We start from the raw sequence: 24,025 nt of genomic DNA, 5'->3' as shown, positions 1-24,025 counted from the left end.
TCGTCGGCAAACCAGTACAATCAGGTAACCTATGACAGTCCGGCAAACGGTTGAAATCAAAAACAAGCTGGGCATGCACGCTCGCCCAGCCATGAAGCTGTTCGAGCTGGTGCAGAGCTTTGATGCAGAAGTGATTCTGCGTAATGACAGCGGCACCGAAGCCGAAGCCAGCAGCGTGATTGCTATGCTAATGCTGGACTCGGCGAAAGGGCGGCTCATCGAGGTAGAAGCGACGGGCCCAGATGAAGAACAGGCGCTTGCCGCCGTCATCGGGCTATTCGAAGCCGGGTTCGACGAAGACTAGCGATTTCCTTGTATGACGGGTATCTGCCAGCCTTCGTGACAAGGATCGCTTCACTTTCCTCCCCGAACCTCCTACTATCTACCTCTATAAATCATAATATTTTCTTATACCCCCTGCTCCTTTGGGTGCGGGGGGTTATTTTTATATCATCTGAAAATACCAACTGGAGAGGAGTATGACGAAACCTAACCTGACAATCAGTGAATTGGATGCAGAACGTCTGGATATGTTATTGGAGCAGCCCGCCTTTGCGGACAGCGATATCGCACAGGCGTTGAATGAGGAGCTGGATCGGGCGGACATTCTGCCTTCGGCATCAATTCCCTCACATGTCGTCACCATGAATAGTCGGGTGCGTTTCCGCGATCTGAATACCAACGAAGAGCACATCCGCACGCTGGTTTATCCGGCCGCGGTGAAGGACAGTCAGGAACCGCTGTCGGTGATGGCTCCGCTGGGCGCGGCACTATTGGGAATGCATGTGGGAAATTCGATCACCTGGCAGTTGCCAAACGGTGAAGAAACGCGAATTGAAGTACTAGAACTACTCTATCAGCCAGAAGCCGCAGGCGAGTACCACCGCTAAACCAGCAAGGTACGATGCCAATATCGACATAGAGTAACAGCCGTCGGACACTGCCGACGGCGACGGTTATTCACAAAGAGCAGGCTTATTCCCCTGCGATCTTCATCTCTGGCAGCAACACGGAACCACACTGGATATTGCTGCGGGTTTCGATATCGTTCCCCACCGTCACAATATTACGCAGCATGTCTTTCAGGTTACCCGCGATGGTAATCTCGCTGACCGGATACTGAATTTCGCCGTTTTCGACCCAGAAGCCGGATGCACCACGGGAATAATCCCCCGTCACACCGCTCACACCCTGCCCCATCAGTTCGGTCACCAGCAGGCCTTTGCCCATCTGTTTCAACATACCGTTGAAATCCAGACCCTGTCCGGCAATCCGCCAGTTATGGATGCCACCCGCATGGCCGGTGCTCTGCATTCCCAACTTACGCGCGGAGTAGCTTGTCATGAGCCAGGTCTGCAACACGCCCGCCTTCACAATGTCACGCGCCTGCGTCCGCACGCCTTCGCTGTCGAACGGTGTAGAGGCCAGCCCTCTCAGCAGATGCGGCTGTTCCTCAATCGTCAGCCACTCCGGCAAAATCTGCTGACCCAGCTTATCCAGCAGGAAAGTGGATTTACGATAAACGCTGCCGCCGCTGATGGCGCCAACCAAATGGCCAAACAGACCCGTCGCCACTTCCGCAGAAAACATCACCGGTGCCTGCATGGTCGGCAGTTTACGCGGGGACAGACGGGATAACGTGCGGCGTGCGCACTCTTCACCGACCCATTCCGGGCTGCGCAAGTCATCCAGCGCACGGCCGACGGTGTAGGCATAGTCCCGCTCCATATCGCCATTTACTTCGGCAATCACACAGCTGGACATGGAGTGGCGGCTAGAGCAGTAACTTTTCAGCAGACCGTGGCTATTGCCGAATACCTTAACGCCGTAGTGGCTGTTAAAGCTGCCGCCTTCGGTGTTGGTAATACGCTTATCAGCCTGTAAGGCGGCCTGCTCTGCGCGAGCGGCTAATTCAATGCCGCGATCCGCATCCAGCTCGGTTGGGTGGAACAGATCCAGATCCGGCGCGTCGAACGCCAGAAGATCGCGATCCGCCGGGCCAGCAAAAGGATCGACAGAGGTATAACGAGCAATATCCAGCGCGGCCTGTACGGTACGGGCTATCGCATCCGGGCTGAGATCGGTAGACGATGCGCTGCCTTTACGCTGTTGGTGATAAACCGTAATGCCCAACGCGCCATCGCTGTTGAATTCAACATTTTCAACATCACCATAACGGGTACTGACGCTAATGCCCGTCGTTTTTGACACCGCGACTTCTGCCGCATCAGAACCGGCACGCGCCAGTTCCAGCGCCTGAGCAACCGCGAGCTCCAGCGCTTTACGCTGCTCTGCAACCTGAGTAGTTATCGTCATTGTTCTGCCATAATGAGTGGAAGAAAGCTCACCATCATCATCCCCGCAACGAGCACGAAAGGGGCGTATACTCTCTATACTTCGCGCAGCCAACACGCAGGTAACGTGAAGTATGAGGAGCATAAAATGGTGTAGCATAATGCTTTCTAGTCTAACAGGATCTACGGACAATTTCGCACAAAGCCCAAAACCTGTTAGTATCAGCCTCTTTTTTCTGGTGGGCACGCTGTTCACCATCCCGGAGCCGCTACGCGTAGCGTTACGAATTGCTCCTGGACACTTTTTAGGAGCCAACCATGAAGCAAAAGTACGAAGACTGGCTGAATGACGTCCCCGATAACCAAGAAGACGACGAAGATGATGAAATTATCTGGGTCAGCAAAAGTGAAATAAAGCGCGATGCCGAAGCGCTGAAAGATCTCGGCGCGGAACTGGTCGATCTGGGTAAAAACGCCCTGGAGAAGATCCCGCTGGACGACGATCTGCGTGCGGCGGTGGAACTGGCGCAGCGGATCAAGAAAGAAGGCCGCCGCCGTCAGCTACAGCTGATTGGTAAAATGCTGCGCGCCCGCGATCCAGAGCCGATCCAAACCGCGCTGGATAAGCTGAACAACCGTCATAATCAGCAGGTCGCGTTATTCCACAAACTGGAACAGCTGCGCGACCGTCTGATTGAAGAGGGTGACGATGTGGTCCCCGATATTCTGGCGCTGTATCCTCACGCTGACCGTCAGCAGTTACGTTCTCTGGTGCGGAATGCGCAGAAAGAGAAAGCAACGAATAAGCCACCGAAATCTGCCCGCCAGATCTTCCAGTATCTGCGCGAGCTGGCTGAAACCAAAGACTAACGGCGATCGTGGGATGAGGAGCATGCCTCACTCATCCCACGTATTACCTATACTGTCTTATCGGTATTCAATCGGATTCGATCAATTCCGATCGCAACACCCCCTTCAGATCACAACCCGCCCAAATGCCAGGTTTTCACTTCCAGAAACTCGTCCAGCCCCAGAACCGAGCCTTCGCGCCCTAATCCTGACTCTTTCACGCCGCCGAAGGGGGCTAATTCGGTTGAAACCGCGCATTCGTTAATGCCAACCATGCCGCTCTCCAGCGCTTCTGCCACGCGGAACACACGCTGCAAATTCTGGCTGTAGAAGTAGGCGGCCAGCCCAAACGGCGTATTGTATGGCGCGCTGAATCACCTCTTCTTCCGTTTTGAAACGGAAACAAGGCGCGACCGGACCAAACGTTTCTTCCTGTGCCAGCAGCATCGCTTCGTTGGCATCAACAATCACCGTCGGCTCAAAGAAGCTATGGCCCAGCTTGTGCCGTTTACCACCGACCAGCGCCTTGCCACCCTTTTCCACCGCATCATTGACGTGCTTTTCTACCTTCTCGACCGCAGCATCGTCAATCAGCGGACCGAGTACAACGCCGTCATCCATACCGTTGCCGACTTTCAGCTTCTTCACTTCTTCCGCGAGCTGAGAGACAAACTCATCGTAGACGCCATCCTGAATATAAAATCGGTTGGCACTGACACAAACCTGACCCGCGTTACGGAAACGGTTAGCTATCGCGCCTTTCACTGCAGCCTGAATATCCGCGTCATCAAACACGACATAAGGCGCGTTGCCACCCAGTTCCATCGACACTTTCTTCATGGTCTCTGCGGCGTTGCGCACCAGCGTTTTCCCTACTTCCGTCGAGCCGGTGAAGGAAATTTTGCGCACTTTATCGCTCGCCATAACGGTATCGCTGATCGCCTGCGTATCGCCCGCCACGCCGTTGAGTACGCCATCCGGCACACCCGCCTGCTGCGCCAGCGCCAACAGGGCAAACGCAGACAGCGGCGTGTTGTTCGCAGGTTTGATGACGCCGGTACATCCCGCGGCCAGCGCCGGCCCCAGCTTACGCGTCAACATCGCCAGCGGGAAATTCCACGGTGTAATGGCGACAACGACCCCAACGGGTTCACGCGTGGCGTAAATCTTCGATCCGGGCTTAGCCGGCGGAATAATCTCACCGTTCGCCCGCTTGCCCTGCTCAGCAAACCACTGAATGAAATTCGCCGCGTAAACAACTTCGCCTTCGGCTTCCTGCACGGGCTTGCCCTGCTCGGCGGTCATCAACTCCGCCAGATAGCGTTTATTTTCCAGAATCAGTTCGTACCAGCGGTACAGAATTTCAGAACGCTCCTTCGCGGTTTTACGCTTCCAGGCAGGAAAGGCGGCATAGGCGGCGTCAATCGCCACCTGCGTCTCTTTCTTTCCCGCTTTCGCCACGCTGGCAATCGACTCGCCCGTCGCCGGATTCACGACCTCGAAGGTCGCGCCGCTCTGCTGCCATTTCCCCGCAGCAAAGTAGCCCGTTTTAAACAGTTCATGATTCTGCAGATTTTGTCCTGACATCGTGTTACCTCCTGAAAAGGGTCATATTCCATGACGTTATGAGGGAAGCTATAGATAATTCAGTATAGAAGTGATGGGCGGAGGCTGCGGTACTCTCGGATTAATCGTCAGAGTTACCGTTCCACCTCGCCCACTGAGATTAGTTGCTCAGCGCATGCTGATAGTCACGCAGGATCCCGGTCAATCGCCCGACAGGCACTGTTACGCTCGGCGGTAGCTGCTGTTCTGCCAGCATCTGCTGATAGAGTTCAAGCTCGTCCAACAGCTGCGTGAAATAGCGGCTGCGCGTGCTATCGCGTCGGGCCGAAATCACCTGCTCCGCCGTTGCACGAATCTGGCGATGAAAGGCAGAGAGCGCCGCGTTTTGCGGAATATCCAGCGTTCTCAGACGCTGGTGCATGATGATTAGCCACAATGCGAGACGATACTTGGCAATATCGTCAGGGAAGCGGCTCAGCAGCAGGAACAGCTGTTGATACAGCGCTGGCAGGTGGTTTTCCTTGCGACGCGCCGTGTTGGTCGTCAGCGCCGAGACCGCGCCATACACAAAGCGGTTCAGCAGCGTTCTCCCCGTGTGTGCCTTGGTGTTATCCCGGATTAACAGGATCACCATCAACGCCAGAAAACAACCGATGATCTGGCCAATCGCACTGTCCAGAAACTGACTGACGTTGAACGTCATCGGGTTATCCAACACCAGAATATTGATCGTACTGGCCAGTGCACCCAGTGAGCCGAGTCGACGTTTTTGTACTTCAAGGCCGAGAAAGAAAGCCATTGCCCCCAGACTCAGGCACAGCAGCAGCATACTTTGCTGCGTTGACGGTATGATAAACATGAACATCAGCGCCCCCAGCGGCAGCGCGTAGATCGTCCCGAAAAGAAAATCCTTCGCCATCATCTGCGGGTTCGGCAACCGCATGGCAAGCGAGGTCACCACCGCAATCATCACCATACACACGCTGCCAGAAGTCCAGCCAGTGCTCAGCCAGAACAGACAGCCTAACGCCGTCGCTACGCCAGTGCGTAAGCCATTAATCATGGCGTGATGCGTTTCGGCTGATGGTGCTTTAATTTCCACTTCACTGTTCAGCACGTCAGCTTCAATCGTATTGATACGCCGGTTGGTCTGCACGCCCTTCGCCAACAGCAGGTAGCGCGTCGCCGCGCCGACCCAACTACTCAGCATCGGCGGCACGTCACGGCTGTCCGCCGCAATCAGCTGGCGCAATGTTTTCACACGGCAATGCACGTCGCGAAACGACTCAACAGGCTGATCCAACACTTGTTTCAGGCTGCTTTTTACGGGAGTCGGGGCGTCCTGCAAAATCAGGTAGGTTTCACACGCCTGTGTAATCATCGTGAGCGATTGCGTATGCAGCGACGTTAAGCGGCGATTGCTGTTCTGCCAGCGCGAGGACTCCAACATCAGGCTGCTGTGCATGCCGTTTAGCGCGGTTGTTTTGCGCACCAGCGCGTGCCATGCCTTGTCTATTGCGTCTTTCTCCGCCCCGCTCATGCAGAGTTGCAGTAACCGATACTGATCCACCAATAGCTCACCGATACTGCGGTCGACATCCTGCTTGATCGAGCGCGGCGAGAACAGTAAATCCGCCAGAATCGCACAGACGATGCCCAACACAATCTCGCTACAGCGTTCCACGGCAAACTGCGGCGTCAGCAGCGGTGTCCCCTGTGTCGACACAATAATAATCAGCGCGGTATAGCCCGCCAGCCCGAACACATAGGCATTTTCGACTTTAACCAGCGAGGAAACCCAGGTGCAGAAGCCCGCCCAAATACAGCACAGCATCAACATCACAACCGGTGCACGAACGGTAGCGATAATGATGACAAGTGCGCCGATACAACCGATAAAGGTGCCGACAACGCGTAGCATGCCACGATGGCGAATGGCGCCAGAAAATGGCTCACCGCCCGCAGCAAACGCTGGACCCGCGGCGACAATCGCCGCCGTCAGCACCGACCAGCGCGGCGTTTCCAACTGGAGATGGAAGCCCAGAAACAGGGACAGCACAATCGCGAAGCTCAGTTTGAAAGCGAAGCGAAGGCGCGCAAACTGTGGCGTCGTAAAGAACATAGCGCCTGTTAGCGACGGAGTTTTCATCATCGCCTCACTTAGCCGAACTCACGCAGGCGATAAAGGAGACGGATGAGCGGCGATGGCGCTTTATCATTGTTGACCTGCTCACCGGTGATTACTACGGTGGCCGTTGTGCCAGCCGGGTAGAGGTCGCCCATTTGGCGGTCGAGGCGAATTTTTACCGGCACACGCTGCGCCAGACGCACCCATTCCAGATTGGAATCCACGTTGGCCAGGCCTTTACTATTCGCGCTGTTACTGTTGTTATTTACCCCAGCTGCCACGCTATCGACCGTGCCATAAAATATCTTTTCGCTACCCAGCGGCGTAATCTCCACACGGTAGCCACGACGCACGCCTTCAAGCTTGGTCCCTTCCATGTACGCCAGCAGATAGAATGAATCCTTCTTCACCAGCGCCACCGCCGTGTTACCGCGTTCGATGAACTCACCGCTCTGCACGTGCAGGTTGGTCACCCAGCCGTCGGCAGGAGCACGTACCACGGTGCGTTCCAGCTCCAGTTGCGCCAGTGACAATACCGCCTGCGCTTTAGCAAGCTGGTGCGTGGCAGTTTCCAATGCATTACTGGACTGATCGATATTTTCCTGTGACATCGCACTGATACCCAGTCGCGCCCGGCGTCCTGATTCCCGACGTTTTTCCGTCACCAGAGCCTGATAGTAGGCAACATCGGCTTCCGCCTGCGCCACCGCCTGATGGTAGCGCGGCTGGTCGATAACAAACAGCACGTCACCTTTGTTCACCAGCTGATTGTCCGTAACGCGAACATCGCTCAATAACCCGCTGACGTCCGGCGCAATCGCGACAACATCCGCCGTAAATTTGGCATCACGCGTCCAGGGCGATTCGGTATAGAACGCCCAGACCCGGAAAATCGCCACAATCGCACACAGCACAATCACCAGCGTAATGACCACGCGGCTCAGTTTTTTGATCAGCACCGCCTGCTGTCTAAACAAGGGTAAAAAGAAAGCTTTCACAGACACCTCACAGACCGTAACGGAACAGTAAATAGAACAGACAGCAGAACAGCGCGCTGTTAAACAGCGCAGGATGCCAGACGAAGTCATAGATCCCCGTCGGTTGCAGCAGGCGATTCACGACAAAAAACAGGGTCAGCGATACCAGCAAGACAAAAAATACGGGGGGAAATGACAGCCCGAATAGCACCATAACCGGGAGTGAACTCATCCTCTTTTCCTTTTTCTATTAGAGAGCGGTAACGAGCAGGTGCGCTACCGAGTGGTAAATTATGTCGTCTGGCGCCCTTTCAGCACCGACAACAGAGCCTCATCCCGCAGGCGAGCAGCCAACGGATGGGATAGCGTTAAACTGATGAATAGCGATGTCAGCAGGGGCTGACTAACGATGGGAAATCAGCGTATTACTCTAATTGGGTAAATAAACACAATCATTGAATGGCTCTGTTCTGCCCAGAACCATCGGATAGGCTATATTATGGATGCTTATTATCACCTTATCTACATAGCGTGATCTAAATCACTTTTAAGCCAGAGTGAATAATGGAAAGACTAAAGAGTATGTCGGTGTTTGCCCGCGTGGTGGAATTTGGTTCTTTTACCGCTGCAGCCCGTCAGTTACAGATGAGCGTATCCGCCGTCAGCCAGACCGTTACCAAGCTTGAAGATGAGCTACAGATTAAGCTGCTTAATCGCAGTACGCGCAGCATTGGTTTGACGGAAGCGGGGAAAATCTATTACCACGGCTGTCGACGCATGCTGCATGAGGCGCATGAAGTCCATGAGCAGCTTTACGCCTTCAACAACACGCCGATTGGCACGCTGCGCATCGGCAGTTCTTCCACCATGGCGCAGAATGTGTTGTCCACCATGACTGCCGCCATGCTGAAGGAATATCCCGGTTTGTCCGTCAATCTGGTCACCGGAATTCCCGCTCCCGATCTGATTGCTGACGGGCTGGATATCGTTATCCGCGTCGGCGCGCTACAGGATTCCAGCCTGTTCTCGAAACGCTTAGGCTCGATGCCAATGGTGGTCTGTGCCGCAAAAAGCTATCTGGCGCAGCACGGCACGCCGGATAAACCATCAGATATGGTGAATTTTTCCTGGCTGGAATACAGCGTACGTCCCGACAGCGAATTCGAGCTGATCGCCCCGGAAGGCATTTCGACCCGCGTCACGCCACAGGGGCGCTTTGTCACTAACGATCCACAAACGCTGGTGCGCTGGCTTAAGGCCGGCGCGGGTATCGCATACGTGCCGCTCATGTGGGTTGTAGACGAAATCAATCGCGGTGAAATCGAGATTCTGTTCAACCGCTACCACTCCGACCCGCGCCCGGTCTACGCGCTCTACACCCGCAAAGATAACCTGCCGCTAAAAGTACAAGTCTGCATTAACTACATGACGGAATACTTCAAAAACGTCGCTCTGACATATCAGGGTTATCGGCAGAATCATAGCGAGGAAAAAAAGTAGGTTTTGCAAAGAGGAAAATGCGAGGCGTTTCCCTCTTTCATACAAAACACATCCCGATCCCGCCATCCGTGCGTTATACCTCTTTCCTTCGTTCAGAAAAGTAAAATCACATGGATAACGTACGAATAAATTCGTACAATATAGGTGAGAGATGGGATTCAAGAATGCCAAAAAGCAGCTTATTGTCTGTTTGCAGTCAGGTAATGTTCTGCATGAGGCCAGAGGGAATATCAGCACGAAGAATTTGCTGGCAACCGGACAAATATCAATAACAGAACTCATTGATATTATTTATCAATCTGCCGGGCCATCTTACTCCTCTTCACCCCATCATTTTGCAGCGCATATTGATGTTCATATCATCCGTTGCCGCCATCGGGGAATACCGTGGTATATCAAATGGTATTTCACCGAGCCGGATTGTGTCTTTATTAGCGTCCACCATTGAGGCGATGACATGAAAATTTTCAAAGTCGGCGATACACAGGCCGCTCTCTGTAACACATGCCAGTCACTTGAAACCGCGACGTTTCAGCTTAAAGACGTCCCGTTCAGCGATAATAGCGGCGTGGTGAGACAGGTTTTGGTTGGCGTTTGCGAACGCTGCGGAAATGTTGCCATCATCCCCCATCAGTCTACCCCCATGATTAAGAAAGCGCTGGATGTGCAACGTAAAGCGTTGGAAAGTCGAGTGCCCGCACACATGATAGACATCCTGAATCTGGCAAGTTGCGAATTAGGTGGGGAGCCCGATTTTATTCCCACGCTGATGAAATATTATCTGCACACACTGGCGGCTGACCACGCAGCGGCAAAAGATATCCCGCGTTTTCTACAAAGTGATTTGGCAAAAGGAAAATCCGAGAAACGTCTTTCACTTAAAGGTCGGCATGTCGCGACAGACATTGATGTACTAAAAACCACGACAAACATCTCCAGCACAACAGACCTGTTAAAAGGCATTGTTCTCAAGATTAAGGAAGACGTTTTGGTACAGCGGGATGAAATACACATCAAGCAGCTCAAATCGATTATTGCCGCGGTGTCCTGATTGTGTGCTCCGCTACATAAAAAAACCGTGCTAATAAAGCACGGTTTTAAAGGAAACTCGGGAGGTCAAAACGAATTATGCGGTGCCGCCGACGGTCAGGCTTTCCAGCTTCAACGTAGGCTGACCCACACCGACAGGTAGGCTTTGCCCTTCTTTGCCGCACACGCCGACGCCTTTATCCAGCGCCAGATCGTTGCCGACCATCGAGATCTGCTGCATCGCTTCAATGCCGGAGCCAATCAGCGTGGCACCTTTGACTGGCGTAGTAATTCGACCTTTTTCGATCAGGTATGCTTCGGATGTCGAGAAGACGAACTTGCCAGAGGTGATATCAACCTGACCGCCGCCAAAGTTTGGTGCATATAGGCCGTATTCGACGCTGGAGATGATCTCTTCCGGCGTGGATTTACCGGCCAGCATGTAGGTGTTCGTCATACGCGGCATCGGCAGATGCGCATAAGATTCGCGGCGACCGTTGCCCGTTGGCGCAACGCCCATCAGACGAGCGTTCAGCTTGTCCTGCATGTAGCCTTTCAGAATACCGTTTTCAATCAGGACATTATATTGCCCTGGAACGCCTTCATCGTCCATCGAGAGCGAGCCGCGACGCCCGGTCAGCGTGCCGTCGTCCACCACCGTACACAGCTCTGATGCAACGAGTTTCCCCATCTGCCCGCTGAATACGGATGTACCGCGACGGTTAAAATCACCTTCCAGACCGTGACCAACCGCTTCATGCAGCAGTACGCCCGGCCAGCCGGCACCCAACACCACAGGCATTGGCCCGGCAGGAGCGGCCACCGCCGACAGGTTAACTAGCGCCATACGCACGGCTTCTTTCGCCCAGGCGTCAACGCGCGCTTCGCCGTCAGCCACTTCCCAGAAATAGTCATAGCCGCCACGCATGCCGCCGCCGCTGGAACCGCGTTCACGTTTACCCTCAGACTCGACCAGCACGCTGATCGACAGACGAACCAGCGGGCGCACATCTGCCGCCAGCGTACCGTCCGTCGCCGCTACCAGCACCAGCTCATACACACCGGTCAGGCTGGCTGACACTTCCTGTACGCGCGCATCTGCGGCACGTGCGACCGTATCAGCACGCTGCAACAGCGCAATTTTATCCTCACGCGTCAGGCTATCCAACGGGTTCAACGTTGGATAAAGCGCATGATGCGACACCGCTCCCAACGTGTGCGCAGTCCCTGTGCCTTGTTCCCGCACAATGCTGCGTGCAGCCTGCGCGCTCTGATGCAATGCGTTCAGCGTGATCTGATCGGCATAAGCAAACCCGGTCTTTTCACCGTCAATCGCACGGATACCCACGCCCTGATCGATATTGTAAGAACCGTCTTTAATGATGCGATCTTCTAGTACCCACGACTCATGGTAGCTGGACTGGAAATAGAGATCGGCATAGTCCAGTCGACGCTCATTAAGCGACCCCAGCACAGCGGCAAGATCGTCAAGATTCAATTTATTGGCGGTGAGTAACTGCTCACTGACAAACGAAAGGCTCATAGTTTTTCACTCTTTATCAGATAATCGGCTGAGTACGCTGCGCTGCCCCAACGGCATTATTCGCCTTTCTTCTTGTTCGGCTCACGCAGCACTTCCTGAATCTTTGGCTGATCGAGGCTACCGGAAATCTGGTAGCGAATCAGCGAAATCTTGTTCCATAGCGGTGCCAACACTTTACTGGCAGCAAACACCGCGGCCCCGACAACCGGGTTAACGGCAAATGCGGTCGCCACCCCCACCGTCGCGGAAATTTCCGGAGCGATAACCGCTTCCATATTGACCTGTCGCTTAGCGAGATCGAGATCGCCTTTTATCGCGATATCGGCCTCCAGCCCGTCGACCAACATATCATCAGTATGCAACACGCCGTCTTTAATCCATGCCGTGTTGCGAATCGAGTCAAAATAAAATCCGCGACCAAACGTATCGCTAAAATCGAACCGCAGCTTACGCATCAGCGCATCAAAGCTCAATAAACGCAGCAATTGGCCAGCCTGACCCGTGCCGACCTCAGCAATTTCACCTTTGCCGATACGCGTGTGCAATATTCCGCTCAGGCTGGCAATATCCGGCGCCCAAGGCGTACCACGCCAGTACAGATCGTAGTCCACATCGAAAGTAACCGGCTTTCAGCGGTGAATCAACGCCGAACCAGTTGGCATTCTGCTCCAGGCTATCCCCCGTCAGGCGGCCTTTTAGCGCAGTCCGCACGCCTTCCGCGTTTTCCTGCCAGGAACCGTTTACCGTCAGGCGGGCTTTGCCCGTATCAATCATACCGTCTGCCAGCGTTAATTTTTCCTTTTCTGGCAGCAGCGTCCCCTGAATACGTCCCATATTCTGCCCGATAATCCAGCACTGGCGACAGTTAAACGCCAGCGACGGCCAGTCTTCAAAGCTGATACTCGGATCGTTTAGCGGTGATTTTTTCTCTGCTAATGCCACCGGGTTGGTCGCTTCATTCCCTTTCCACTGAGGATTGTAGTAGAGATAATTGATGTCGCTGCGCCACATGCCACGATTGGGTATCTCAACCGTTCCGTCAATTTCGCGTCCTTTTGCCTGCACTTCACTGCCAGCAAGCGTATTTTTACGCGTGACTTCCAGATCGTGCCACTGCTGCCCCAGCAGTTGCAGCTCAGGCGTCCGCAGCGTCACCGCTTCTGGAAAACGTAGCGTACTGTGCGCTTTTTTTCCTTCCGCTGATGTCGAGGCACGCAGCGAAGGCAGGAGTCCCAGCCAGCTTTCAGCATCCAGCGGCGGAAGATCGAGCACCAGCGAGGAATCTTCTGGTAATGCAGGAGCCGCCGTTGCCCCGTTCTGCCAGCTTGCTCGCGCCAGCGTCACGGTGTCGCCTTTCAGCAGCCATTGACTATTGAAGTGGTTATCCTTGCCCAGCCGTCCCTGCATCGCGAAACCATTCAGGTCACCGCTAGCTTTTACCTCCAGCGGCAGGCTCTCGCCAGCGGGTTTACTTAGCGGGTTAGGTAAGTGACTACTTACTTTATTTAGATCAGCCTGTACATCAACAGCATACGTTGTTTTACCGGAATGCGGCAGGTTGACGGCCACAGTACTCTTCCAACCCGCCGTGCCGGACAGGGCTTTGCTGGCCGATGCCGGTAAACCGGGCAAGAGCGCAGGCTGCCAGTCGCCCTGCAAGCCAACATTCACCAGAAAAACCTTCGCTTGCTCTTCCGTCGTGAAATTGACCGCCATCGGCTGATTCATCCAGTTCGCCTGAAGCGTATCACTGCGTAAGTTGCCGTTTTCATAGCGAAACTTACCGGTGAGACTCTTAATTGTGGTATCCAGCGGCTTGATGTAGAGGCTGTTATTGTTCAGCGCGATATCACCACTGGCGCGGACATCGTCACCGGCAAGCGGGATATCCAGATGCAGTGTGCCTTTTACTGGCCCACCAATTTTCAGCTCATCCAGCGCCGTACCCAGCGAGGATTTCAGCGGCGTCTGATGAAAATAGTTCCCCACTTCAGGCCCCGGACCGTCCAGTTCGCCATCGACGAGCAGCATCTCTTTTTCATAATCGGGAATGACCGCGCTAATGTTTTTGCCTTCCACCTTGCCCAGCCAGACTTGCGGCGCAAACATCCACAGACCGTTGTTGGCAAAGTCCAGATTGATATCCAGCGGCGTCAGCGCAGGCCAGCCCGGCTGAAATTCGAAGGTGGCTTCTTTAACCGGCACCCAGACTTCAAACTGGCCTTCGTTGTGCGTATACGGGAAATGCTGCGGGTTACCGGCAAAGATCAGCGTGGCGTTATCGACATGGCCGCCTTTCAGCGCACCACTCAGATAGTCCACCAGCTCGGTGCCCATAAACAGTTCAGGATAATAGCGCCAGGCATCCGCCGCATCGGTCAGCCGAATACCCGCCAGAATATCCAGCTTCGGTTCCTGTTTAGCGGGCTGTTCATAGCGGAAATCACCGTTAGCCCATAGCGATTTGGCCTGCACGTCCAGTCCATGACTCCAGAGCGCCAGACCCTGTGCGTCATTACGCCAGTCAATCGTGCCGCTAGCCTGCTTGATTTCCAGCGGCGCGCGGAACATATCAACATAGGGCAGCGTGCTCTGCTTTAACGCGACGCTGACTTGACCACGCTCTACGCTACCGCGAGCAGAGCCAGAGAAATGATCGACCCCCGGCAGTAATTTCCACTGTTTCCAGCTCACATCCTGCCAGTTGGCCTGAAAACGGCTTCGCTCCGGCTGTTGCAGAGGGATATCGACGGCAACGGTATTCAGCGTGCCCGTCGGTTGCAGTTCATCCCAGCGCGCTTTCAATTCTGGCGTCGTGCCGGACAGCAGCGGAAGCAGCGTGCTTACCCGCTCCAATGCCACGTTGCTGGCTCGAACGCGCAGCTCTTCCTGCCGATCAGGCCCTAGCATGTGTTCATTTTTTGGCAGCCAGAGCGCAGAGAGCCGACCTTTCGGCCAGGCGACGCCATCCGTTGCCACATTCAATTCAGGCACATCCACCTGCCAGCCATTTTCCTGACGGCTGACGTGCAACGTCATGTCATCCACATTCAGGCGATGCGCATCGCTGCCTTCACCCCAGCCTGCCGTTCCGTGATTGAGGAACACATCACCGCTGTGGATGTCGCCGTCACGGACGTTCAACCAGGCTGCCAAACTAAAATCGGCACTTTCCAGCCCGGTCGTGTTTTTCATCCAGCGGCTGAGCCAGGGCTTCATATCGATATTGTCAGCTTGCAGGTAGAACGTGCCGTTGCTGAGCAGCCCCTGATCGTCGTGCAAATCCATACGCATCTGCACGACACCGTGCTGACCATTAAAACTCGACAGGCTGATCAAGCCTTCCGCCCGGTGACGCTTCTCGGAATTCAGCCAGGTCAGTTGCGGGATGCTCAGCTCCGCGCGGGAACCGGAAGGGGTCAGAAAGGTAATCTGGCTGTCACGCAGGTCAAAGTGGTCAAACTGGCGCAGGAAAAGATCGCTGACCTTCCCTGATTCCATCAGTTTGCTATCCTGCTGCTGCCCGGTAAATTGGCTATTAATATCCAGTTTTAACTGGTGAAACGTGAGATCGCGAAACTGCCAGCGCCCGTGCAGCAGCGACTGCCACACATCCAGCGCCAGCGTAATGCGTTCAACCTGCCAGTCCGATTCCGGCAGGGACGTGCGAAGCTTTTCAATTTCCAGCGTGGGGCCAAAGGACTCCCAGCGCCCCGTCATCGAGCCGATTTCTAACGGAACACCGGCAGCAGACTGCGCCCAGGCCACCAGCTGTGGCCGGAAGTGATCGAGCTGTGGCAGCACCAGTCTTAAGCCGCTGACTAACAGCGCTACCATCACGACAAGAGTGGCACCCGTGATGATGAGTATTCCGGGCAGTCGCCTCACTAATTTCTCCTTCTTTCGTCGCCGACGACGAGCGCACGAATTTACATCATGACGACGTCAAACTGCTCCTGGCTATACAGGGGTTCGATTTGTACTTTTACCTGTTTGCCGACGAAAATTTCGACCTCAGCTAACGCGTGCGATTCTTCACTTCTCAGCGCTTCCCCGACTGCCGGTGAGGCATAGACCAGGAAACGATCGGTATCATAAGCGTGGTGGACACGCACGATTTCACGCATGATTTCATAGCAGACGCTTTCTACCGTCTTCACCGTACCACGACCATTACAGGTCGGGCATTCATGACACAGCACGTGTTCGATACTCTCACGCGTGCGTTTGCGCGTCATCTCCACTAATCCTAGTTGAGAGAAGCCGCTAATACTGGTTTTGACCCGATCTTTACTCAGCGCCTGCTCCAGAGAATGCAGCACCCGCCGACGATGATCTTCATTATTCATATCGATGAAGTCGATAATGATGATGCCACCGAGGTTACGCAGACGCAGCTGTCGTGCAATCGCCTGCGTCGCTTCCGTGTTGGTATTGAAAATGGTTTCATCCAGATTGCGGTGGCCGACGAATGCCCCCGTGTTAATGTCGACGGTCGTCATCGCTTCGGTTTGATCGATGATCAAATAGCCGCCAGACTTCAGTTCAACCTTTCTGTCCAGTGAACGTTGGATCTCATTTTCCACGTCAAACAGGTCAAAAATCGGCTGTTTACCCGCATAGTGTTCAAGTTTGCAGGTCATCTCCGGGATATATTCGGCGGTAAATTCCAGCAGCGCTTCATACGTCAGTCGGGAGTCAATCCGAATGCGATCCAACGCGGCACCAGCAAAATCACGCAAAATACGCTGGGCGAGCGCCACTTCACCGTAGAGCTTACATTTGGTCTGGTTGCGCTTTTTGCGCTCCATCACCTTGCCCCACAGACGCTTCAGGAACGCCGCATCCTGCGAGAGCTCTTCTTCACCGACGCCTTCCGCAGCGGTACGAATGATGAAACCACCGTCATCATCACAATACTCGGCGACCGTTTTCTTTAAGCGCTCGCGTTCCGCTTCGCTCTCAATCCGCTGTGACACGCCGACATGCGATGCACCCGGCATAAACACCAGATAGCGCGACGGCAGCGTGATATCCGTCGTCAGACGTGCGCCTTTCGTTCCCAGCGGATCCTTGACCACCTGCACCATGAGATCCTGTCCCTGACGCACCAGTTCGGCGATATCACGGACGTGAAAATTCTTCTGTTCGTCACCGGCAACGCATTCGGTGTGCGGCATGATATCGGACGCGTGCAGGAATGCCGCTTTATCCAGACCGATATCCACAAACGCCGCCTGCATGCCCGGCAGGACGCGACTCACGCGGCCTTTATAAATGTTGCCGACAATGCCGCGCTTCGCATCGCGCTCAATATGAATTTCTTGCAGAATGCCGCCATCGATATAGGCAACGCGCGTTTCTGACGGTGTAACGTTTACCAGTAACTCAGCAGTCATGTTTTCCTCTTGCACTCCGCAACGCAGCAAAATTACTGAATAGCTCATGGGTTTCTACCAGCGGCAGCCCAACCACCGCGTAATAGCTCCCGTTAAGCGACCGGACAAAGCATCCACCTTTGCCCTGAATACCGTAAGCCCCGGCTTTATCCATCGGTTCGCCGCTGGCGATATACCGTTCGATATCCTGCTGCGAGAGCGGACGGAAGACGACATCGGTTATCACCAGACAGCTCAATACATCGTCTTTATCTGCCAGCGCGACGGCTGTCATCACCTGATGTGGTTTCCCGGATAGCTGACTCAGCATCGCTGCCGCATGGGCTTCATCCTGTGGTTTTTCCAATACCTGACCGTTCAGCACCACAATGGTGTCGGCACCCAGAACCGGTAAATCAGACGGGGCCGCCACGACACCCGCAGCCGCTTTTTCATGCGCCAGACGCCGAACATAAACTTCCGCCGCCTCCTCCGGTAACCGCTGTTCTTCCACCGCGACATTCAGTACAGAAAAAGGAATATCGAGCTGCGTGAGCAGTTCGCGACGGCGAGGAGAAGCGGAGGCCAGATAAAGCTGAGTCATGAATCACCTTATTGCACAGTAAACTGACGACGAATTTTACGCATCAGCAGGAACAGCCACGGCCAGAGTACGCCATCAACGACGCAATTCCAGAGTGTTTCCGGTCGGAAAGAGACATTAATAACTAAAAATTCTGCCCAGAATACCGTGAGATCCATCAGCAGCGACAACAACATGACGATTAATGCCTGCTGCCATAACGCCATATTTCGGAATAACTGGAATTTAAAGGCAACCAGATAAGCAACAATGCTCAGCGCCAGCGCCCGTACTCCCAGTGTAGACCCAAGAATCAGGTCCATAATCAGACCTAATATAAATCCTGTGCCGACATTCACCCGATGTGGCAATGCCATCACCCAGTAAATGAGAAACAGCGTCAGCCAGGAAGGGCGAAACATGTAGATTTCATCCGGCCACGGCATAATCTGCAAAACCATGGCGATTAGAAAAGAAAGCCAGATAATCCAGTTGCCATGCCTGCGATAACGGTTCATTGGCGGCCTCTTTGCGGCTCGGCGGTGGGCGTAGCGGTATCAGGAGGAAGCGGCGGTCCCATGTCGTCAGGCGACGGTAAAACCTGTGGCATCATCTGCATCAGGCGCTCATTGGCAACCCGATGTACTTCCGCTGGCGGCAGCGCCGTATTGGAGTTGTTTTCCACGCCCCACAGTAAGAGCAGATAGCGCAGACGCTGTAGTCCCGCTGTCGGACGTGCCTGAATAATCGTATAGGCTCGCTGTGTATCAGCCTTGACCGATGACACCACACCAACGGGATACCCTTCGGGGAAACGACCGCCCAGACCCGATGTGACCAGCACGTCACCCACTCGGATGTCGGTATTGTTAGGCAAGTGTTCGAGTTGCAGATCGTCGGCGCAGCCATTGCCGGCGGCAATCACGCGGATATCATTGCGTAGCACCTGAATCGGCAACGCGTGGGAAACATCACAAATCAACAAAACCCGGCTGGTAAACTGACCAACCGCTACAACCTGACCCACCACGCCTTTATCGCTGATGACCGGTTGCCCTTCATACACGCCGTTCGACTGACCTTTATCAATCACCACCTGATCGCTGTAAGGGTCGGTTCCGGCGGACATCACCTGTGTCACCATCTTCTGCTCATCCTGACGCAGCGGCGAGCCGAGCAGTTCACGTAAGCGCGCATTTTCCTGCTTGAACTGGCCTAGTAGCAACAGGTCACTGTTTTTCATCAACAGTTCCTGACGCAGCGCGGCATTTTCAAGGCCTAATTGCTCACGGGTTGCCAGTGAGGCAGACATATTGTCCAGAACCTGACGGGGCCCATTCGCCAGAAAATAGAATGGACTGACGGTGGTGTCCATGTACGTTCTGATTTTGACGAACGAACCGAGCCGACTGTCCGCAACGATCACGACAATCGCGGTAACGACAGCAAGAAAAAGTCGTAATTGCAGGGAAGGCCCCCTGCTAAAAAGCGGCTTCATAAAATTTGCGTATTCCTCGACAGCAACCTCAAATCGCACCTGGCGATTTTTAACGTCACAAAGCGGTGCCCCGTAGGGCGAATTTCATTGCTCAGGCAAATAAAAAAGGGGTAACCACGAAAGATGAAAAACGCAGGCGTTCATCCATCCGGTCCCCCCTTTTCCAGACAGGATTACTCCTCGCTGAACAAATCGCCACCGTGCATGTCGATCATTTCCAGCGCCTTGCCACCGCCACGGGCGACACAGGTCAGCGGATCTTCAGCCACCACAACCGGAATACCGGTTTCTTCCATCAGCAAACGATCCAGGTTACGCAGCAGCGCACCGCCGCCGGTTAACACCATACCACGCTCGGAAATGTCGGAAGCCAGTTCCGGTGGACACTGTTCCAACGCCGCCATGACCGCGCTGACGATACCCGTCAACGGCTCTTGCAGCGCTTCCAGAATTTCGTTGGAGTTCAGCGTGAACCCACGCGGTACGCCTTCAGCAAGGTTACGGCCGCGCACTTCAATCTCTAGCACTTCGTCGCCCGGATAAGCGGAGCCGATTTCATGCTTGATACGTTCTGCCGTCGCTTCACCAATCAGTGAACCATAGTTACGACGAACGTAGTTGATGATCGCTTCATCAAAGCGGTCACCACCAATACGTACAGAAGAGGAGTACACCACGCCGTTCAGCGAGATCACTGCAACTTCGGTAGTACCACCACCGATATCTACAACCATGGAACCGGTCGCTTCGGATACTGGCATGCCAGCACCAATCGCAGCCGCCATCGGTTCTTCGATGAGGAACACTTCACGGGCACCGGCACCCAGCGCGGATTCGCGAATGGCACGACGTTCAACCTGCGTTGCGCCGACCGGAACACAGACCAGCACGCGCGGGCTCGGACGCATAAAGCTGTCGCTATGCACTTGCTTGATGAAGTGCTGCAACATTTTTTCTGTGACCTGGAAATCGGCAATCACACCGTCTTTCATCGGGCGAATCGCCACGATATTCCCAGGCGTTCTACCCAGCATCTGCTTAGCGTCATGGCCGACTGCCGCCACGCTCTTTTGAGAACCGGCACGATCCTGACGAATCGCAACCACAGAGGGTTCATTCAGTATGATGCCCTGCCCTTTAACATAAATCAGGGTATTGGCGGTACCCAGGTCGATGGACAAGTCGTTGGAAAACATGCCACGAAATTTCTTAAACATAACTAAAGGATAATCCTGCAAGCTGGGGGCGAAAAATAAATCCGCCTACTTTACCAACCACACGAAGCAGCGACAAGGCACGAAAAGGCTCTGCTTCGGTGAAAAATGAGTCTGCGTTACGCACGTCGGCGTCAGGGAGAAGGCACAACATGCTTTCTCCTCAGGCGGCAAGGCATCTTACCACTGTCCACCCGACAGAATTGCGCTAACACAGGACATAAAATCTAACATTTAATCGGATTGCCGCTAACGTAAGCACACACTAACCGATTTAACAACCGCCTCATTCTACGTCAATTTGAACGGGACGTTTATATTAAACACGATGCCGTGGTGAATATTTTTTCAGCTCATCCGTTACAGGGACTGATGCGGCAAAAAAATCGCCTTGCCCACCATAAACGCCCTTGCCCAACAACATTCGCCACTCCTCTTTGGTTCGCACGCCAGCGGCAAACACCCGCGTTTGCGTCCCTTTACAGGCCTCGGTCAGGCTTTGTACAAACAGCTGATTTTCCGGTCGGCGCTCAAGACTGCGGACCAAACCAGGATGAAGCTTGATGATCTCCACGGGGAGTGACTTGATATACGTCGTACTGACCAGCGTCAAACCCGCCTGCGTAACCGCCAGGCGACAGCCTAATCCCAGGATCAAATTGAGAACTGGGCGCAGGCGGCCGATATATTGACAGACATCTGCCTCTGCAAGTTCAAATAAAATGCACTGACGCTGCGTTTTCGGACATTGCAGTAAGACGTCTTTCAACCAACGCAGGAAAGGTTTCTGCAAAAGTGAGTCCACACTTACCGGTAGAGCCAGTGTTTCTCCCGGCCAGCTCGCTGACAGATCAATAATTCGTGCCACAAGCTGCCGATCATAGCTGGCTGCCAACCCCAGTTGTTGAACCAGCGGCATATACTCCGCCGCGAGCAGCTCCTGTTCTCCGTCATAAATCCGGCTCATCATTTCGCGATGATGCACCACGCCCTCTTTTGTCACCGCAGGTTTCTGATACAGCCGTGGGCCACCGCGTGCCAGCGTCTGTTCCAGCAGGGTCCGCCATTTCACGCTGCCACGCCCTTTTTCAGGCACCTGCCTGTCAAACACGCACCAGCTGTTACCGCCCTGCAACACCGCATTACGCGTCGCGTCTTCCACACTTTCCATCACCTGCTCGGCGCTTTGCCCGCCGCGATAGGCACAAATACCAATGTGGAGAACGTCCTCGCGATCGATCAACGGACAGGCGGGGAGAATATCGATAGACTTCACCAGCTGCGTGGCAATTGCAGTGGCTTCCTTTAGCGTGCTGTGGGGGAGCAATACGGTGAAATCGCTGCTGAAATAACGCGCCAGCAGCGCAGAGGGATAGCGCATGACAAACGTCGATAGCAGATTGACCAGCGTGAAACGGTATTCCTGAAGCGCATTGGTATAACCGTGCGTTTCTTGCAACGTTTCAAAATCAGGTACGCGAATCATCATGACGACGCCGTGCGTCCCCACTTCTTCGCCATCTTCCAGCTGTGTGGTCAATTGATTATCAAAAAACAGACGATTACTCAGCCCGGTTTCAGCATCCTGCGCGGCGAAAGCACGAATTAACGTATCAACCCGCCCGCGTTCCTCACGTGCTTCCACTAAGTCAGACAGCAGTTGATCGAGCGCCCCGCTGGTCTTAACCGGCCATTCACGTACCGAGCCCTGCATAACCGATTCTCGCTCGCCCTTGAGAATACGCTGTGCGCGCTTTTCCAACTCTTCCTGTCCGGCAGCCTGCCGACGCAGCCAGCGAATGGAGAAGTACAGCATAAGGAGCATCAGACCCGCCGCCAGCAGTACCGATAGCGTCGACACCACGAAACGCGGTAAACCGATCAGCGGGTCGACATATTTTAAGGCGATCGTCATGTTCAAATGATGCATCAGCGGAAACTCGACCTCATGATAGAGGTGCGTGCGTTCCCAGCCGGCCTCGGGCAGCTGTATTGAATAGAGGGTCGAATCGTTATCCTGAATATCCAACGACACAATGCCTGCCGTTTTCATCATTCCCGGCAGCCAATATTGAATATTTTCGGGCGATTGCACTAATAGCGCCTGATCGATACTGGCCGTGACCTCGCGTAGCTGTTGCTCGGTTCGCAACTGGCTATAATAACAGAGGCTAAATATGCTACTGAAAAGCATAAGAAAAATGGCGAGAACCGTCAGCAATACTATGAGTATCGAGAACCTGGTCGTAAATCCCATCCCTGCGTCCTATTCCAAATAATTGTTATTTCTGCGAGTTTGTTGTTTTTTATCAGTTCGCATAGGCCAGCTACATAGTACTTTTTTAACAAACAGTACCTTTTAACAAATAGTACCTGTAATAACTATAGTCGTTAATGACTTCCCCATTTTAATCCTGCTACAGGAGATAGCCCATGCAGGCTTTAGTTCTTGAACAGTCAGACGGACTGACCCACGCTCAGATTCGCGAGATTGACGCCGAGCAGCTTCCCACCGGGGATGTAACTGTCGATATCAACTGGTCCGGCATTAACTATAAAGATGCGCTTGCCATTACCGGCAAAGGCAAAATTATTCGTAACTTCCCGATGGTTCCTGGAATCGACTTCGCTGGAACCGTGCGCCACAGCGACAACGATCGGTTTACCGTCGGCCAACCTGTCATCCTGACCGGTTGGGGCGTGGGTGAAAACCACTGGGGCGGATTGGCGCAACAGGCACGCGTGAAGAGCGATTGGCTGGTTCCATTGCCCGCATCGTTGGATGCACGTAACGCTATGATTCTGGGTACGGCAGGCTTTACCGCGATGCTGTGCGTGATGGCGTTGGAAGACGGCGGTATTACGCCGGACAGCGGCGACATTATTGTGACAGGTGCCAGCGGCGGCGTCGGCAGTACGGCTGTCGCCCTGCTTGCAGAGCTAGGCTATCAGGTGACTGCCGTCAGCGGCCGTGCTGACAACACCGATTACCTGAAAAAACTGGGCGCCAAACAGGTGCTGGATCGCAGCGAATTCAGCGGAAGCCCTCGTCCGCTGGAGAAACAACGTTGGGCTGGCGCGGTGGATACCGTCGGCGATAACGTGTTGGCGACGCTGCTGGCACAGATGGATTACAACGCGACAGTCGCCGCATGCGGTCTGGCTGGCGGTGTTGCCCTGCCGACTACCGTGATGCCATTTATTTTACGTAATGTTCGCCTGCAAGGCGTGGATTCCGTGATGGCACCGCTGGCTCGCCGTCAGCAAGCGTGGGAGCGTCTGGCTGCCATTCTGCCTGAGTCGTTCTATCAACAGGTAACGCAGGAAATCGGGTTGGAAGATGTCCCTGCTGTTGCCGCCGCCCTGCTGGAAAACAAAGTCACTGGCCGCACGTTGGTGAAAATCAGCTAACGTCTTTTGTTGACGCACTCAGCCACCTTCGGGTGGCTGTTACACCCTGCAAAAA

18 protein-coding genes and 2 pseudogenes are annotated in these 24,025 nt (G+C 54.2%); 7 read left to right on the top strand and 13 right to left on the bottom strand.

The window, feature by feature from the left end:
• Positions 1-31: 31 nt before the first annotated feature.
• On the top strand, positions 32-304 hold the full coding sequence (npr, locus tag HP572_RS21790; RefSeq protein WP_010296626.1) for a PTS phosphocarrier protein NPr: 273 nt from the start codon (positions 32-34) through the stop codon (positions 302-304).
• A 175-nt stretch (positions 305-479) separates the two neighbouring features.
• Complete coding sequence (gene rnk, locus HP572_RS21785) at positions 480-890, top strand: nucleoside diphosphate kinase regulator (RefSeq protein WP_014913850.1); 411 nt, start codon at positions 480-482, stop codon at positions 888-890.
• Positions 891-975: 85 nt separating this feature from the next.
• Here the strand turns inward: rnk and pmbA are convergent, their stop codons facing one another.
• Entirely contained in the window at positions 976-2,316 is a 1,341-nt protein-coding gene (gene pmbA, locus HP572_RS21780) for a metalloprotease PmbA (RefSeq protein ID WP_010681570.1), read from the bottom strand.
• A gap of 296 nt (positions 2,317-2,612) precedes the next feature.
• On the opposite strand from pmbA, the gene yjgA reads away from it, so the two are divergent.
• The gene (gene yjgA / locus HP572_RS21775; RefSeq protein ID WP_205554199.1) at positions 2,613-3,164 is read left to right on the top strand and encodes a ribosome biogenesis factor YjgA; all 552 of its coding nucleotides are present in this window, start codon (positions 2,613-2,615) and stop codon (positions 3,162-3,164) included.
• Between the two features lie 110 nt (positions 3,165-3,274).
• Here the strand turns inward: yjgA and HP572_RS21770 are convergent.
• The 4 genes and pseudogenes from HP572_RS21770 to aaeX form a co-directional block, all read right to left on the bottom strand.
• Positions 3,275-4,730, bottom strand: a pseudogene (locus HP572_RS21770) (NAD-dependent succinate-semialdehyde dehydrogenase).
• 139 nt (positions 4,731-4,869) lie between these two features.
• Positions 4,870-6,858, bottom strand: coding sequence for a p-hydroxybenzoic acid efflux pump subunit AaeB (gene aaeB, locus HP572_RS21765; protein ID WP_240585804.1), 1,989 nt, complete (start codon positions 6,856-6,858; stop codon positions 4,870-4,872).
• A gap of 11 nt (positions 6,859-6,869) precedes the next feature.
• Positions 6,870-7,835, bottom strand: coding sequence for a p-hydroxybenzoic acid efflux pump subunit AaeA (gene aaeA, locus HP572_RS21760; protein ID WP_240585803.1), 966 nt, complete (start codon positions 7,833-7,835; stop codon positions 6,870-6,872).
• A gap of 7 nt (positions 7,836-7,842) precedes the next feature.
• Positions 7,843-8,046, bottom strand: coding sequence for a p-hydroxybenzoic acid efflux pump operon protein AaeX (aaeX, locus tag HP572_RS21755; protein ID WP_005975424.1), 204 nt, complete (start codon positions 8,044-8,046; stop codon positions 7,843-7,845).
• A 332-nt stretch (positions 8,047-8,378) separates the two neighbouring features.
• On the opposite strand from aaeX, the gene aaeR reads away from it, so the two are divergent.
• The 3 genes from aaeR to HP572_RS21740 all read left to right on the top strand — a co-directional run bounded on the left by aaeR (position 8,379) and on the right by HP572_RS21740 (position 10,365).
• Entirely contained in the window at positions 8,379-9,314 is a 936-nt protein-coding gene (gene aaeR / locus HP572_RS21750) for an HTH-type transcriptional activator AaeR (protein ID WP_240584314.1), read from the top strand.
• A 151-nt stretch (positions 9,315-9,465) separates the two neighbouring features.
• The gene (locus HP572_RS21745; protein ID WP_240584313.1) at positions 9,466-9,762 is read left to right on the top strand and encodes a hypothetical protein; all 297 of its coding nucleotides are present in this window, start codon (positions 9,466-9,468) and stop codon (positions 9,760-9,762) included.
• A 9-nt stretch (positions 9,763-9,771) separates the two neighbouring features.
• A complete protein-coding gene (locus tag HP572_RS21740) occupies positions 9,772-10,365 on the top strand; it encodes a hypothetical protein (RefSeq protein ID WP_174869205.1) in 594 nt (197 codons plus the stop codon).
• Positions 10,366-10,440: 75 nt separating this feature from the next.
• Here the strand turns inward: HP572_RS21740 and tldD are convergent, their stop codons facing one another.
• From tldD to csrD, 8 genes and pseudogenes are all read right to left on the bottom strand, one after another.
• Positions 10,441-11,886 (bottom strand): metalloprotease TldD, encoded by a 1,446-nt coding sequence (tldD, locus tag HP572_RS21735; RefSeq protein ID WP_039556310.1) that lies wholly within the window; start codon positions 11,884-11,886, stop codon positions 10,441-10,443.
• Positions 11,887-11,942: 56 nt separating this feature from the next.
• Positions 11,943-15,774, bottom strand: a pseudogene (gene yhdP, locus HP572_RS21730) (AsmA2 domain-containing protein YhdP).
• A 41-nt stretch (positions 15,775-15,815) separates the two neighbouring features.
• Positions 15,816-17,285, bottom strand: coding sequence for a ribonuclease G (gene rng / locus HP572_RS21725; RefSeq protein WP_205554214.1), 1,470 nt, complete (start codon positions 17,283-17,285; stop codon positions 15,816-15,818).
• The gene (locus HP572_RS21720) at positions 17,275-17,868 is read right to left on the bottom strand and encodes a nucleoside triphosphate pyrophosphatase (protein ID WP_240584312.1); all 594 of its coding nucleotides are present in this window, start codon (positions 17,866-17,868) and stop codon (positions 17,275-17,277) included. Before HP572_RS21720 ends, rng begins: the two co-directional genes overlap by 11 nt.
• Positions 17,869-17,876: 8 nt before the next feature.
• Positions 17,877-18,365, bottom strand: a complete 489-nt coding sequence (mreD, locus tag HP572_RS21715) for a rod shape-determining protein MreD (protein ID WP_205554219.1) — start codon at positions 18,363-18,365, stop codon at positions 17,877-17,879.
• Positions 18,362-19,345 (bottom strand): rod shape-determining protein MreC, encoded by a 984-nt coding sequence (gene mreC / locus HP572_RS21710; protein ID WP_240584311.1) that lies wholly within the window; start codon positions 19,343-19,345, stop codon positions 18,362-18,364. The genes mreD and mreC overlap by 4 nt, the downstream gene beginning before the upstream one ends.
• 173 nt (positions 19,346-19,518) lie before the next feature.
• Positions 19,519-20,562, bottom strand: coding sequence for a rod shape-determining protein MreB (mreB, locus tag HP572_RS21705; RefSeq protein WP_010300322.1), 1,044 nt, complete (start codon positions 20,560-20,562; stop codon positions 19,519-19,521).
• A 316-nt stretch (positions 20,563-20,878) separates the two neighbouring features.
• Positions 20,879-22,816, bottom strand: coding sequence for an RNase E specificity factor CsrD (gene csrD / locus HP572_RS21700; RefSeq protein ID WP_205554223.1), 1,938 nt, complete (start codon positions 22,814-22,816; stop codon positions 20,879-20,881).
• A 176-nt stretch (positions 22,817-22,992) separates the two neighbouring features.
• Between csrD and HP572_RS21695 the strand changes: the two genes are divergently transcribed.
• A complete protein-coding gene (locus HP572_RS21695) occupies positions 22,993-23,970 on the top strand; it encodes an MDR family oxidoreductase (RefSeq protein ID WP_240584310.1) in 978 nt (325 codons plus the stop codon).
• Positions 23,971-24,025 lie beyond the last annotated feature (55 nt).

The sequence above is a fragment of the Pectobacterium sp. PL64 genome, assembly GCF_022477975.1.
GTDB classification, from domain to species: domain Bacteria; phylum Pseudomonadota; class Gammaproteobacteria; order Enterobacterales; family Enterobacteriaceae; genus Pectobacterium; species Pectobacterium jejuense.
Note: the sequence above shows the minus strand (reverse complement) of the source record. Positions and strands in the feature narration are given on the sequence as shown.

Bases quoted from the DNA above. Each gene is read 5' to 3' on its own strand.
- tldD (WP_039556310.1), bottom strand. From the start codon at position 11,886: ATGAGCCTTTCGTTTGTCAGTGAGCAGTTACTCACCGCCAATAAATTG.
- aaeR (WP_240584314.1), top strand. From the start codon at position 8,379: ATGGAAAGACTAAAGAGTATGTCGGTGTTTGCCCGCGTGGTGGAATTT.
- npr (WP_010296626.1), top strand. From the start codon at position 32: ATGACAGTCCGGCAAACGGTTGAAATCAAAAACAAGCTGGGCATGCAC.
- HP572_RS21720 (WP_240584312.1), bottom strand. From the start codon at position 17,868: ATGACTCAGCTTTATCTGGCCTCCGCTTCTCCTCGCCGTCGCGAACTG.
- pmbA (WP_010681570.1), bottom strand. From the start codon at position 2,316: ATGACGATAACTACTCAGGTTGCAGAGCAGCGTAAAGCGCTGGAGCTC.
- yjgA (WP_205554199.1), top strand. From the start codon at position 2,613: ATGAAGCAAAAGTACGAAGACTGGCTGAATGACGTCCCCGATAACCAA.
- mreB (WP_010300322.1), bottom strand. From the start codon at position 20,562: ATGTTTAAGAAATTTCGTGGCATGTTTTCCAACGACTTGTCCATCGAC.
- HP572_RS21695 (WP_240584310.1), top strand. From the start codon at position 22,993: ATGCAGGCTTTAGTTCTTGAACAGTCAGACGGACTGACCCACGCTCAG.
- mreD (WP_205554219.1), bottom strand. From the start codon at position 18,365: ATGAACCGTTATCGCAGGCATGGCAACTGGATTATCTGGCTTTCTTTT.
- csrD (WP_205554223.1), bottom strand. From the start codon at position 22,816: ATGGGATTTACGACCAGGTTCTCGATACTCATAGTATTGCTGACGGTT.
- HP572_RS21740 (WP_174869205.1), top strand. From the start codon at position 9,772: ATGAAAATTTTCAAAGTCGGCGATACACAGGCCGCTCTCTGTAACACA.
- mreC (WP_240584311.1), bottom strand. From the start codon at position 19,345: ATGAAGCCGCTTTTTAGCAGGGGGCCTTCCCTGCAATTACGACTTTTT.
- aaeB (WP_240585804.1), bottom strand. From the start codon at position 6,858: ATGAAAACTCCGTCGCTAACAGGCGCTATGTTCTTTACGACGCCACAG.
- HP572_RS21745 (WP_240584313.1), top strand. From the start codon at position 9,466: ATGGGATTCAAGAATGCCAAAAAGCAGCTTATTGTCTGTTTGCAGTCA.
- rng (WP_205554214.1), bottom strand. From the start codon at position 17,285: ATGACTGCTGAGTTACTGGTAAACGTTACACCGTCAGAAACGCGCGTT.
- aaeX (WP_005975424.1), bottom strand. From the start codon at position 8,046: ATGAGTTCACTCCCGGTTATGGTGCTATTCGGGCTGTCATTTCCCCCC.
- rnk (WP_014913850.1), top strand. From the start codon at position 480: ATGACGAAACCTAACCTGACAATCAGTGAATTGGATGCAGAACGTCTG.